We start from the raw sequence: 12,813 nt of genomic DNA on the forward strand, positions 1-12,813 counted from the left end.
CCGGTGGCGCGACGGATCGCGATGTCGTCGCCGATCGGCGTCGCCGGTGAGGCGGCCCCCCAGGTCGGGATTCGTGGCGCGGTTCGTGGCCCCGGCTGGGATGGCCGCTTCACCGTCCTGATCCTGTTCCTGCCGCCCGCGCTGCTGCTGTTCACGCTGTTCGTGGTGCTGCCGATCGGCGAGGCCGCCTGGTACTCCGCCTTCAACTGGAACGGGTTCGGCAGGCCGACCAACTGGATCGGCCTCGACAATTACCGCTTCGTGCTGGAGACGCGGGCCTTCTGGCTCGCGCTGCGCAACAACGGGCTGATCATTGCGGTCTCGCTCGCCGTCCAGCTGCCGCTCGCGCTGACCCTGGCATTGATGCTGGCCGAAAAGTTTCGCGGCGCCGTGGCGCTGCGCATGCTGTTCTTCATGCCCTATATCCTCGCCGAGATCGCGACGGGGCTGATCTTCAGCTTCGTCTATGACGGCGATTACGGCCTCGTCGCCTCGATCTGGCGCACGTTCGGCGCCGAGCCTCCGCATCTCCTGGCCTCGACCGACACGGCGATGCTGGCGGTGCTGATCGTGGTGGTCTGGAAATATTTCGGCTTCCACATGATGCTGTTCATCGCCGCGCTCCAGAGCCTCGACAAGAACCTGGTCGAGGCCGCCCGTATCGACGGCGCGACGCGGACGCAGACGCTGCGCCACGTCGTGATCCCCTTGCTCTATCCGACGATCCGCCTGTCGGTGTTCTTCGCCATCATCGGATCGCTGCAGCTGTTCGATCTCGTCATGCCGCTGACGCGCGGCGGGCCGGCCGATTCCTCCAACACGTTGGTGAGCTTTCTCTACAACAACGGCATCTCGCGCATGCGGGTCGGCTATGGCAGCGCCATCGGCGTCATCCTGTTCGCGATCTGCGTGACCTTTGCCTTCACCTACAAGCGATGGTTCATGCGCGATGAATAGTGCCGGGGCTAGAAGCGCATTCGATCCCGCAGCGCTGTTCAAGGCGCTGTTCCTCGGCTTGGTCGCGATCTTCGTCCTGGTGCCGCTGCTCGCGACCTTGCTCGGCGGCTTCAAGTCGCTCGGCGAGCTCCGTGTCAATCCATTCGGCCTGCCCGCACAATGGGAGTGGCAGAACTACGCCGACATCCTGTTCTCGGCGCGCTACTGGCAGCTACTGCGTAATTCGCTTGTCATCTCGACGCTGGCGGTGGCGCTGACCCTGATCACGGCTTCGATGGCCGCGTTCACCTTCGCCCATGTCCGGTTCTTCGGCTCATCGATGCTGCTCAGCTATCTGACGCTGGGCCTGCTGTTCCCCGCCGCGACCGCCGTGCTGCCTCTGTTCATCAAGGTGCGCGATCTCGGCCTGCTCGATACCTATTTCGGCGTCGCGCTGCCGCAGGTGGCGTTCAGCCTCGCCATGAGCGTGCTGCTGCTACGCCGTTTCTTCAAGGACATCCCCTATGAGCTGCTCGAGGCGGCGCTGGTCGACGGCTGCAGCTACATCAAGTTCTTCCGCTATGTGACGCTGCCCTTGTCGCGTCCGATCCTGGCGACGGTCGGCACCATCACCTTCGTCAACAGCTGGAACGCCTATCTGCTGCCGCTGGTGATGCTGAACACCGACGCGCTGTATCCCTGGCCGCTCGGCATCATGGTCTACCAGGGCGAATACTCGTCCGAATGGCACCTGATCCTGGCCTTCATCACACTCACCATCCTGCCCACGATCATTCTGTTCCTGCTGGCGCAGAAGCACATCGTGGCCGGCCTCACCGCGGGCGCGGTCAAGGGATGAGCCGTATTCTGAGGAGATAACATGAGAAAAGTCGGCATCGGAATCATCGGCTGCGGGGTGATCAGCACCGCCTATCTCAAGGCGGCCCAGCGCTTTCCGGTCATGGAGGTCAGGGCGCTCGCCGACATGCGCAGCGAGATTGCGGAACGCCAGGGCGCGGCCTTCGGCTTGCCGGGAATGCGGGTCGACCAATTGTTGAAGCGAGACGACGTCGAAATCATCGTCAATCTCACGGTGCCGCTCGCCCACACCGATGTCAGTTTGGCGGTGCTGAACGCCGGCAAGCACGTTCACTCGGAGAAGCCGCTCGGCATCAATGTCGCTGAGGCGCGCAAGGTCATGGAGCTCGCCGCGCAGAAGAACCTGCGCGTCGGCTGCGCGCCCGACACGTTCCTTGGCGGCGGCCATCAGACCGCGCGCAAGCTGATCGACGACGGCGCGATCGGCACGCCCGTCGCGGGCAGCGTTTTCTTCGGCTGCCCCGGCCACGAGCGCTGGCACCCGGCGCCCGGCTTCTATTACCTGCGCGGCGGCGGGCCGATGCTCGACATGGGGCCGTACTACATCACCGATCTCGTGCAATTGCTCGGCCCGGTCGCCGGCGTGATGGGCTCGACCGCGCGCCCCAAAACCGAGCGCCTCGTTACCAGCCAGCCGATGAACGGCGCGCTGATTCCGGTCGAGGTCGCGACCCATGTCGCGGGGACGCTGGAGTTCGAAAGCGGGGCGGTCGTGTCGATCACGATGAGCTTCGACGTGCCGAAACATCGGCATGCGCCGATCGAGATCTACGGCGACAAGGGCAGCATGCTGGTGCCGGATCCAAATCGCTTCGGCGGCGAGGTTCAGGTGGCCAAAACCGGCGGCGAATGGGAGGTGATGCCGCTGACGCACGGCCACGTCGAGGGCGAGTTCCGCTCGATCGGCGTCGCCGACATGGCTGGCGCGATCCTGAACGACCGACCGCATCGCGCCAGCGGCGCGCTCGCCCTCCACGTGCTGGAGGTGATGGAGGCGTTCCAGACTTCCGCCGACGAGGGCCGCCGCGTCGGGATCGAGAGCCGCGTCGAGCGCCCGGCGATGCTGCCGGCGGGACGCGAAACCGGACAGATCGATTGAGGGAATGACCATGCGCAAGGCAATGATTGTATGGGGTGGGTGGCCGGGGCACGATCCCGATCTCTGCGCGTCGATGATCCGTGGCTGGCTGAAGGCCGAAGGCTTCGAGGTGCGGATCGAAACCACGACGGCAGCCTTTGCCGATCCCGCGATCCACGATCTGTCGCTCATCATACCGATCTACACGATGTCCAAGATCGAGAAGGCGGAAGCGCTCAACCTCTGCGATGCGGTGCGCAGCGGCGTCGGGCTTGCCGGCCATCATGGCGGCATGTGCGATGCCTTCCGCGAATCGGTCGATTACCAGTTCCTGTGCGGCGGGCAATGGGTCGCCCATCCCGGCAACATCATCGACTACAAGGTCGACTTGACGAAACCGGACGATCCGATCATGACGGGTCTGAAGAGCTTCGAGCATCGGTCCGAGCAATATTACATGCATGTCGATCCCGCCATCGAGGTCCTGGCAACGACGACCTTCACCGGTGAGCACGCGCCCTGGATCGAGGGCGTGGTGATGCCGGTGGTGTGGAAGAAGCGCTATGGCGCGGGGAGGGTATTCTATTCCTCGCTGGGCCACCGCGCCTACGAGCTCGACGTGCCGGAGATCCGGACGTTGATGACCCGCGGCATGCTGTGGGCCGCGCGCGAATGACTGAAGGCGCGACCCAGCCGGTGCTTCGGGCCACGCTCGAGGACGTTGCGCGCGCGGCGGGCGTTTCGCTCGCCACCGTCGATCGCGTCGTCAACCGGCGCGAGGGTGTCCGCGCCAAGACCGTCGCGCGTGTCGAGGCCGCGGTGGCAAAGCTCGGCTATCGCGCCGATGTTGCCGCGGCGCGGCTCGCCCGCGGGCAGACCTTCCGCTTCGCTTTCGTGCTGCCGACCGGCAGCAACAGCTTCATGACCAACCTCGGCGAGCAGGTCGCGCGCACCGCGGACTGGCTCGCCGGCCATCGCGGCTTCATCGACATCCACCATGTCGACGTGTTCGACCCCGATGTCCTTGCCCGAGCGCTGGAGAACCTCTCGCCGGCCTATCGGGGCGTCGCCGTCATCGCGCTCGATCATCCCCGGGTGCGCGCCGCGATCGACGAGCTCGTCGCGCGCGGGGTTGCCGTGGTCACCCTGGTGTCGGACGCGCCGAGTTCGTCCCGGGTGCATTATGTCGGGATCGACAATCCGGCCGCGGGCCGCACCGCCGCCACCCTGATGGGACGCTTCCTTGCCGGACGCGAGGGCACCGTCGCCGTGATTGCGGGATCGTTGTCGCTGCGCGATCACACCGAACGGCAGTTCGGCTTCCACCAGATCCTGTCGAGCGAGTATGCGAGCCTGTCCGCACTGCCTGTCATCGAGGGGCGCGACGACAGCGACCGCACCCGGGACCTCACGGCCGCGCTGCTCGCCCGCCATGCCGACCTCCGCGGCATCTATTGCTGCGGCGCCGGAAACCGCGGCATCGCCGATGCGCTCGAGGCCTCGGGCCGCGCGCGCGAGGTGGTCTGGATCACCCATGAGCTGACCGAGCACACCAGGCGGTTCCTGGTGCGCGGCACGCTCGACGCCGTCATCAACCAGGATGCCGGCCATGAGGCGCGGTCTGCGGCGCGAGTCCTGCTCGCCCATTGTTCGGGCGAGCCGATCAGCCCCGACCAGGAGCGCATCCGCATCGACATTTTCCTGCGGGACAATCTGCCGTAGCGTGAAGCGCACGGAAGCGCCGCGCGAGGACTACCCCTCGTACTGATCCGGCCCCATCGCCCAAGCCGACTCGTCGTGGCCGACCGCGTAATTGCGGTTGTTAAGCGCCGGATTGCGATTGACCATCGGCCGCATGAACATCGGATGGGTCGCGGAGCGCACCTCGTGCTCGACCGTGAACAGCGGCTTGCCGCTGTCGAGATCGACGATGTCGCAGAACCGGTACTGGTATTGATTGTCCTCGCGGGAGATCAGCTTGCGCGCGAGCAGCTTGCGGTAGGGGCCGGAGAAGTCGGTGATGTACATCTGCACGTGGTGGCCGTCATAGTCGGCCTGCGGCCGGTCGGTCTCGCGGAACAGCAGATGCTGGTTGCGGCCCGTCTTCACGGCGGCCACAGTGCCATCGCCGTTCCGCAAGCTCGCGGGCATGCCCATGACTTCAGGGTAGAAGGCGCAGATGCCGGCTGCCGATCCCTTGGGCACGTCGAACTCGACATAGGGAATGCCGAGCGCGATCCGGCCGAACCGCGCCGCGTCGGGCTCGTAGCAGCGCACGCGGTTACCCCAGGGGCAGACCGCCTCGACATGGTCGTTATGCTCGGTGAATGCGAACGCGGTGCCCTCGAGTTTCTTCGCGACCGTTGCAAGCCGCGCCAGCAGCGCATCGCGGCCTTCGATGACCAGGCCAATGTGTCCGCGCAGCACCTGCGGCCGGCCGCTCGGCAGATGAAACTGGCTCCGCCCGGCATTGATCCACATGTTGGTGTCGGACACCATCAGATAGGGATCGCGGGTGAGCCCGAGCCCGGCGACGTAGAACAGCGTGGCGAGGCGCTGGTCCGGGACCTGGATGTTGACGTGCTCGAAATGGATGGCGTTGCCGAGATCTTCTGCGGATCGATCAAATTGCTGCGGCATGGGTGTGCACTTCTCGCTGGGGGACGAACGGGTGCATCTTAGAGCATAGTTTCCGGCCGTCGAGTTTCCGTCGGTGACCGCGCCGCTTCCTCCGCACGGGGCGGGGTGAAAAACCTGGCCCACCAGCCGCCTTTTTGACTTGGCTCAAGATAATTCCGATGACGTTCGGCAAGCTCGTCGGACCGACATCAAGGCCGGAGGAAGCGTCATGCTAGGTCGAACCGTTGCTGCAGCGTTGCTGCTCGCCATCCTGGGCCAGCCAGCTCTGGCTCAATCGCCAGCGGACCATCAAGGTCATCATCCCGGACAGGAGCAGACGCAGGCATCCCCGCAGTCGAGTTCTCCTGCCAACCCATCCGCCGAGCGGCAGAGCCCGATGCGCGGTGGAGACATGATGGGAATGATGGGGCGCGGGATGATGGGACAGGGAATGATGGGACAAGGAATGAAAGGGCATGGCGCGATGGGCGGTACCGCCATGGAGCCGCCGGTCGTCTTCCGCATCGTCTACGCGCTGATGGATGCTGATGGAGACGGGAACGTCTCGCTGCCCGAGTTTCAGGTCGCTCATGAACGCATTTTCAAGGCAATGGATCGCGACAAGGACGGCAAGCTCACTTTCGAGGAGATGATGGCGTTCATGCACAGGAGCAAGGGCTCCGCCCCGCAGCAATAGCGAGCGGGAATCTCAAGGCGGGCACACGAACTGCGGCGTCATCGGAGCCGTTCGCGATGTGACGATGAAGTCGCATGCGCGCTTCCCAACTTGCCCTGGCGGCCAGTCCCTGTAATCTGCGAAAAACAACAGGGAAGGGTGCGATGGGAGGAGTCTTGGAGGGCGTGCGCGTGCTCGATTTCGGGCGCTATATTGCCGGGCCCTATTGCGCGACCTTGCTGGCCGAGTTCGGGGCGGAGGTCATCCGGGTCGAGAAGCGCGACGGCAGCGAGGATCGGTTCGTCGCGCCGGTGGGCGAAGGCGGCGAGGGCGCGCTGTTCCTCCAGATCAACCGCAACAAGAAGGGCATCACACTCGATCCAATGAAGGCGGAAGGCCAGGAGGTGATGCGCCGCCTGATCGCGACCGCGGACGTCGTGGTCGCCAATCTGCCGCCGCAGACCCTGCGCGCGATGAAGCTCGACTACGAATCGCTGAAGGCGATCAAGCCGGACATCATCCTGACCACGGTGACCGCGTTCGGCGGGCCGGGCCCGTGGTCCGACCGCGTCGGCTTCGACGGCGTCGGCCAGGTGATGTCGGGCTCGGTGTACATGACCGGCACCGGGGATCCGCCGTACCGCGCCGCGGTGAACTGGGTCGATTTCGGCACTGCGCTGCACTGCGCGTTCGGCACGCTCGCCGCCCTGATCCAGCGCGGCAAGTCCGGGCGGGGGCAGATCGTCGAAGGCGCGCTGCTCGCAACCGCTTTGTCCTTCACCAATGCCACGCTGATCGAGCAGGCCGTCATCGACGTCAACCGCGTGCCGACGGGCAATCTCGGCCAGACCGCGGCGCCCGCCGACATCTACCGCACCAAAGACGGCTGGGTGCTGTGCCAGGTCACCGGCCATCCGCTGTTCAAGCGCTGGGCGCGGCTGATGGGCGAGGAGGATGTGTGGCTGAACGATCCGCGCTTTGCCGACGACATCAGCCGCGGCAATAACGGCCGCATCATCAGCGAGCGGATGGCGCGCTGGTGCGCCGAGCGCACCACGCAGGAGGCCGTCGACACGCTGGGCCAGGCGATGATTCCGACCGGTCCCGTGCTCTCGCCGCAACAGGCGCTGGATCATCCGCATATCCGCGCCGCCGGCTTCATGCAGGACGTCGACTATCCCGGCCTGCCGAAGCAGGCCCCGGTTGCCCGCGCCGCGGTGCGGCTGTCGGAAACGCCGGGCGAGATCGCGCACCGTCCGCCGACGCTCGGCGAGCACACCGACCGCGTCCTCGCCGACCTCGGCTACAATGCAGACGAGATCGCGGCGCTCCGGCAAGGCGGCATCATCTAACTCACAGCAGCTGCTTCAACGCCTTTGCATCGGCGGGTGCTGCGCTCTTCTGGTCGTTGTCGAAATAGACATAGACGTCGCAGCCCTGCCGCTTCCACGACTTGATGCGCTTGGCCCATTGCGCCAGCGTGGGTTTGGTATAGTGCCCGTGATAGCGCCCGCTTGGCCCGTGTCCGCGCACATAGACGAAATCCGCTGTGCGCTTCCACGGCGCCGGCGCGTCGTGATGATCGGACAGGCACAGCGAGATGTTCTCCTCAGCCAGCATGCGCAGGATGCGCGGCTGATACCAGCTCGGATGGCGGAATTCGAAACTGTAACGCCGCTTTCGCGACAGCAGCTTGAAGAACGAGGCGAGCCGGTCCGCATTCGCCTCGAATTGCGGCGGCAGCTGGAACAGGATCGGGCCGGCCTTGCCGCCGAGCCTGGAGATGCGGTCCTCCAGCAGCTCGAGGCTGTTGACGGAGCGCTCCGACAGGCGCTTCCAATGCGTGATGAATTTCGACGCCTTCCAGGCGAACACGAAATCGCGGCCGGTCTGCTCCCGCCATCCCTTCACCGCCTCCGGCGTCGGCGTGCGGTAGAACACCCCGTTCAGCTCCGTGGTGTCGAACTGCCCGGCATAGTAGCTGAGCTGCTGCTTCAGCGTCACGCCCTCGGGGAAGAACGGGCCGCGCCAGGAGGCGTAGTGCCAGCCCGAAGTTCCGATCAGAACGCGCGCCATGTTTCACGTACCATCCGTTGCCATTTGCCGGAGGGAACGTCCGTGCGGCCGATACGTTTCTCGTGAGCATCAACGGTGAGGACCGGAACCGATGTACGCGCTGTTCGAAGGCGACAAGCAGATCGGCAATCCCTTTCCGACCGAGAAGGAAGTGTGGGAAGCCGCCTTGATCGAAGGCCTCGTCACCGACGTGCCCGTTGCCGACGAGGAGGGCGGCCACCTTCTGCCCGCCGGCTATCACGTCGAGCGCGTGGACGAGACATTCGCGCCGCGGCCGGATTGGAAGCTGCCGCGCGAGATCTCGTGACGTCTAAAGGTGCGACAAGATCAGGCATGATCGTTGCGATGGCGGAAGTGCGCTCCCTCTCCCGCTTGCGGGAGAGGGTTGGGGAGAGGGGTGCTTCAGCGATGGGACAGCCCCTAGAGGAGAAAGCCCTCACCCGCGCTTCGGCGCGACCTCTCCCGCAAGCCGGAGAGGTGAACGACCCCGCCGTCTAATTCGTCGCCAGCGCCGCCTTGGCGACCTCGGCCATCCAGCGTGAAGCCACGGGCAGGATCGCGTCGTTGAAATCGTAGCGCGGGCCGTGCAGCTCGGCGCCGCCGCGCAACTCGCCATTGCCGATCCAGACGAAGGCGCCGGGCCGCTGCTGCAGATAATGGGCAAAATCCTCGCCGGCCATGCTCGGCGCGAGATCACGCCGCACCGGCGCCTGCACCTTCTCTGCGGCGATGCGCGCGAGGTCGGCCTCATCAGGCGTGTTGATCACGACGCCGACACCCCAGACGATCTCGGGCGTGACCTTGACGCCGAAGCTGGCCGCGATCCCGGCGCAGGTACGCGTGATGCCGTCGAGGATGACGTCCTTGACCGCTTCGCGGTGATAGCGCAGCGTGCCGCGGATGGTGACGCGTCCGGCGATCTGGTTCGGCGCGGTGCCGCCTTCGATCGTGCAGAGCGACAGCACGGCGGTGTCGAGCGGATCGACGCCGCGCGAGGTGACCGATTGCAGCGCGACGATGAGGTGCCCGGCTGCCACCAGGGGATCGCGCGTCAGGTGCGGCATGCCGGCGTGCCCGGCGTGACCCTCGATGGTGATGGTGATGCGCCCGCCGGAGGCCATGACCACGCCGTCATGCACGGCGATGGTGCCGGCGGCAAGGCCCGGCCAGTTGTGGAAGCCGAATATCCGCTCCATCGGAAAGCGGTCGAACAGCCCGGCCGCGACCATCGCCCGCGAGCCGCCAAAGCCTTCCTCGGCCGGCTGGAAGATGAAATCGACCGTGCCGCTCCAATCGGTATCAGTGGCGAGCAGCGCTGCGGCGCCCAGCAGCGCGGCGGTATGGCCGTCATGGCCGCACGCATGCATCACGCCGGATGTCGTCGAAGCGTAGGGCAGTCCGGTATCCTCGGTGATCGGCAGCGCATCCATGTCGGCGCGCAGGCCGACCCGCCTTTGCGCATGGCCGCGCCTCAAGGTCGCGACGATGCCGTGGCCGCCGATGCCAGCCTCGAAGGGAATGCCGAGCTCGGTGAGCTTGTCCTGCACGAAGGCAGAGGTCTCTTTCTCCTGGAGCGACAGCTCCGGGTGGGCGTGGAGATGCCGGCGCCACGCGGTCAGTTTCTGGTGCAGTTCGGGGGACAAGGCAGGGGCCTTTCGCAAGGTGTCGGTTGCCGTCACCATAAAGGATTATCACCGCCATGCACCCTGCGCCTTGGAATGCCTCGCGTGCAGCAATGTGCGCTTTTTCCGTCATTCCGGGGCGCGCCTCTTGGCGCGAACCCGGAATCCATCGTGCAGCGAGCTCCGCGGCCCAATAGATTCCGGGTTCGCGACTTCGTCGCGCCCCGGAATGACGAGCAATAGGTGTTACGCCAGCTTCGCCAGCCCCTTCCAATCGAACCCAATCCCGTGACCCGGCCGATCGGGCGCCAGCGCCAGCCCGTCCTTCAGCACCAGCGGATGCTCGAGATACTTGTCGAGCCCGAAGCCGTGCGCCTCCAGATAGGATCGGTTCGGGCAGGCCGCGAGCAGGTGCACGGTGATGTCATGCGCGCCATGGCTGGTGACGGGCAGGTTGAACGCCTCCGCCAGCCGCGCGATCTTCATGAAGGCGGAAACGCCGCCGCAATTGGTGACGTCGGGCTCCGGGTAGGACACCGCGCCACTGGCGATGTAGTTCTTGAACTCCCACAGCGAGCGCAGATTCTCGCCCGCTGCGATCGGCACGCCGCCCGCCTGCATGATACGCACATGGCCCGCGACGTCGTCGGGGATGATCGGCTCCTCGAGCCAGGTGAGGTCGAAAGGAACGAAAGCACGCGCGGCGCGGATCGCCTCCTCGACCGTCCATTTCATGTTGGCATCCGCCATTAGCGGAAAGCCGTCGCCGAGATGCTGCCGCATCGCGGAGATGCGCGCGACATCGGACTTGAGGTCGGGCCGGCCGACCTTCATCTTGATGGCGCGAAAACCCTTGGCGAGGTTGCCATCGGTCTGCTTGAGCAGCGCATCGACGGAGAGATCGAGGTCGATGCCGCCGGCGTAGCACGGCACGTGCGCATCGAAGCCGCCGAGCAGGCGGTACAGCGGCAGCTTGGCGCGCCGCGCCTTCAGATCCCACAGCGCGATGTCGAGTGCCGAGAGCGCCAGCACCGCCGGCCCGCCGCGCCCGCCATAATGCAGCCCCCACCAGACATGATGCCAGATCGCCTCGGTATCGTCGGCCTCGCGTCCTTCGACCAGCGGCGGGATCTCGCGCTTGAGAATGTCGGCCACAGCCCCGCCGTTGCGCCCGACCGTATAGGTGTAGCCGACGCCCTCGGCGCCATCGGCATCGCGGATGCGGCAGGTGATCAGCTCGAACGCCGTCATGTCGCCATGCGTGGAGTCCGACAGGGTGATGGGGAGGGGGATCCGGTAGAGCCCGGTCTCGATGTTTGCGATGCGCGGCATGGTGCCTCCCTGTCTTTGGTTCTTCGTAGGGTGGGTTAGCCGAGCGGATGCGCAAAGCGCATATGCTCGGCGTAACCCACCACTTCTGTCTCCCCGGATACGAAGATGGTGGGTTACGCCCCGCGGTTTGCGCTACGCGCAATCCGCGGAGCTAACCCACCTTACGCTAGACTATGAAGTCCGTCGCCTCCAGCGAGGCCGCATGCACTCCGCTCAGGGTGATGGTGTCATTGGCAGTGAGGTGAATCACCGCATTGCCCGAGCTGTCATCGCTGATGAGGCCGGACAGGGTCGCCCAGTCGGCAAAACCGTAGTCGTGCAGGTTGATCACGTCGAGTTCCCCCGCGGTGCTGCCGACCGCCATGTTGCCTTGATTGAAGTCGTTGATGACGTCGTTGCCGGAGCCGGCCGTGAAGACGAAGACATCGTTGTTCGGCCCGCCCCACAGCTGATCATTACCCGCGCCGCCGTTGAGCGTGTCCGTGCCGCCAGTGATGGAGCCAGGGGTAGATGGCGCATAAGTCCGCGCATCGCCGTAGAGATGATCAGTGAACTCTCCGCCATTGAGGATGTCATTGCCGCCACGCGCACTGCCGGACATGTTCATGGCGTCGCCAATCAGCTGGGAGCCGTAGACGGCCGGCGGCGGCTCGCCGCCATTCGTCACGAAGGTCAGGGTATCGTTGCCACCCTGGGCATTGTCGGTCAATGACGTGAGCGAATCGCCGGCCAGCGTTCCACCTCCGATCGCCATGCCACTGCTGATGCCGAGCGTGAGGTCGTCGTTGCCACCGATTGTATTGCCGGTCATGGCACCGATGGCATCCCCACTGAGGGTCGCCGTGCTTTCGTATGCATATTCGAATACGTTCAGCGTGTCGTTGCCGCCATGCGCGTTGTCGCTCATGGATCCCCCGGCATCGCCACTGAACACGTTCTCGAAGGCCCGCCCACCGGTCACGCCTGTCAGCGTGTCATTGCCGCCTTGCGTGTTGCCCGACATGTCGCCTCCGGCATCTCCGTAAATGGAGATGTTGGAGCGGAAATTGCCGCCGGCGTCGGCGGTGAGCGTGTCGCTGCCGCCTGCAGCATTGCCCAACATGGTCTCGGCGTCGCCCATAATGGTGGCGCCGCTGAAGGGATAATCCACGTTCGCCGTGAGCGTGTCGTTGCCGCCGTGGGAATTGCCCTGCATGACCGTGTCTTCGCCGATCAGCGTAACGAACACGTCCGCGTTGAGGATGGTTGCCGTCACCGTGTCGTTCCCGCCCCAGCCGTCGATCGGGAAGTTGGGATCCCCGACGATGGTCGCGGTTTGGCTGAAGTCCGGAAAGGTGAGGATCAGGGTGTCGTCCGGCATCGTGCGCATGGCGCATCACTCCCATTTCATGTCAGTCACGTGACTCTGAAAACAGCGGAGGTCTCGGCGAGACGCACTGCGGTCACGCTTGGATCTGAATCTACTTGGAGTTGATGGCGGAGGTTTGCTCCTGACTCGGTTTGATTGCGGCCGAGGAACCGCGTGACGGTGCTCGCCATCGATGGCAGCGCGGGACAGGCGCGGACTTCACGGAAGCCGCGATCGACCCGTTAGA

General features: G+C 65.3%; 13 protein-coding genes. 8 read left to right on the forward strand and 5 right to left on the reverse strand.

What is annotated here, in order from left to right:
• Positions 1-3: 3 nt before the first annotated feature.
• Genes I6F33_RS18375 through I6F33_RS18395 form a run of 5 tightly spaced genes read left to right on the forward strand, consistent with a single transcriptional unit; the run spans position 4 to position 4,615 of the window.
• Positions 4-957 (forward strand): carbohydrate ABC transporter permease, encoded by a 954-nt coding sequence (locus I6F33_RS18375; protein WP_225143609.1) that lies wholly within the window; start codon positions 4-6, stop codon positions 955-957.
• Positions 950-1,795 carry a carbohydrate ABC transporter permease gene (locus I6F33_RS18380; RefSeq protein ID WP_225143611.1) on the forward strand — a complete coding sequence of 282 codons (846 nt, stop codon included), beginning with the start codon at positions 950-952 and terminating at the stop codon, positions 1,793-1,795. The genes I6F33_RS18375 and I6F33_RS18380 overlap by 8 nt, the downstream gene beginning before the upstream one ends.
• 21 nt (positions 1,796-1,816) lie before the next feature.
• Positions 1,817-2,914 (forward strand): Gfo/Idh/MocA family protein, encoded by a 1,098-nt coding sequence (locus I6F33_RS18385; RefSeq protein WP_036026073.1) that lies wholly within the window; start codon positions 1,817-1,819, stop codon positions 2,912-2,914.
• Between the two features lie 10 nt (positions 2,915-2,924).
• Positions 2,925-3,569: a ThuA domain-containing protein gene (locus tag I6F33_RS18390; RefSeq protein WP_036004213.1), complete on the forward strand. Its 645-nt coding sequence runs from the start codon at positions 2,925-2,927 to the stop codon at positions 3,567-3,569.
• On the forward strand, positions 3,566-4,615 hold the full coding sequence (locus I6F33_RS18395; RefSeq protein WP_036026106.1) for a LacI family DNA-binding transcriptional regulator: 1,050 nt from the start codon (positions 3,566-3,568) through the stop codon (positions 4,613-4,615). The genes I6F33_RS18390 and I6F33_RS18395 overlap by 4 nt, the downstream gene beginning before the upstream one ends.
• 30 nt (positions 4,616-4,645) lie before the next feature.
• Here the strand turns inward: I6F33_RS18395 and I6F33_RS18400 are convergent, their stop codons facing one another.
• Positions 4,646-5,533, reverse strand: a complete 888-nt coding sequence (locus tag I6F33_RS18400; RefSeq protein ID WP_225143613.1) for a VOC family protein — start codon at positions 5,531-5,533, stop codon at positions 4,646-4,648.
• Between the two features lie 208 nt (positions 5,534-5,741).
• Between I6F33_RS18400 and I6F33_RS18405 the strand changes: the two genes are divergently transcribed.
• Positions 5,742-6,209 carry an EF-hand domain-containing protein gene (locus tag I6F33_RS18405; protein ID WP_225134200.1) on the forward strand — a complete coding sequence of 156 codons (468 nt, stop codon included), beginning with the start codon at positions 5,742-5,744 and terminating at the stop codon, positions 6,207-6,209.
• 143 nt (positions 6,210-6,352) lie between these two features.
• A complete protein-coding gene (locus tag I6F33_RS18410; RefSeq protein ID WP_225143615.1) occupies positions 6,353-7,540 on the forward strand; it encodes a CaiB/BaiF CoA-transferase family protein in 1,188 nt (395 codons plus the stop codon).
• 1 nt (position 7,541) lies between these two features.
• On the opposite strand, the gene I6F33_RS18415 is transcribed toward I6F33_RS18410, so the two are convergent.
• Entirely contained in the window at positions 7,542-8,264 is a 723-nt protein-coding gene (locus tag I6F33_RS18415) for a DUF72 domain-containing protein (RefSeq protein ID WP_225143617.1), read from the reverse strand.
• A 91-nt stretch (positions 8,265-8,355) separates the two neighbouring features.
• Here I6F33_RS18415 and I6F33_RS18420 point away from each other — a divergent pair, with 91 nt between their 5' ends.
• Complete coding sequence (locus tag I6F33_RS18420; protein ID WP_036004204.1) at positions 8,356-8,571, forward strand: hypothetical protein; 216 nt, start codon at positions 8,356-8,358, stop codon at positions 8,569-8,571.
• A gap of 187 nt (positions 8,572-8,758) precedes the next feature.
• On the opposite strand, the gene I6F33_RS18425 is transcribed toward I6F33_RS18420, so the two are convergent.
• The 3 genes from I6F33_RS18425 to I6F33_RS18435 all read right to left on the reverse strand — a co-directional run bounded on the left by I6F33_RS18425 (position 8,759) and on the right by I6F33_RS18435 (position 12,587).
• Positions 8,759-9,907: an amidohydrolase gene (locus I6F33_RS18425; RefSeq protein ID WP_225143619.1), complete on the reverse strand. Its 1,149-nt coding sequence runs from the start codon at positions 9,905-9,907 to the stop codon at positions 8,759-8,761.
• Positions 9,908-10,132: 225 nt separating this feature from the next.
• Positions 10,133-11,218 (reverse strand): mandelate racemase/muconate lactonizing enzyme family protein, encoded by a 1,086-nt coding sequence (locus I6F33_RS18430; protein ID WP_225139664.1) that lies wholly within the window; start codon positions 11,216-11,218, stop codon positions 10,133-10,135.
• 166 nt (positions 11,219-11,384) lie between these two features.
• Positions 11,385-12,587: a calcium-binding protein gene (locus tag I6F33_RS18435; RefSeq protein ID WP_225143622.1), complete on the reverse strand. Its 1,203-nt coding sequence runs from the start codon at positions 12,585-12,587 to the stop codon at positions 11,385-11,387.
• Between the last annotated feature and the right edge of the window lie 226 nt (positions 12,588-12,813).

It is taken from the genome of Bradyrhizobium sp. BRP20 (assembly GCF_020194215.1).
Classification (GTDB): Bacteria; Pseudomonadota; Alphaproteobacteria; order Rhizobiales; family Xanthobacteraceae; genus Bradyrhizobium; species Bradyrhizobium yuanmingense.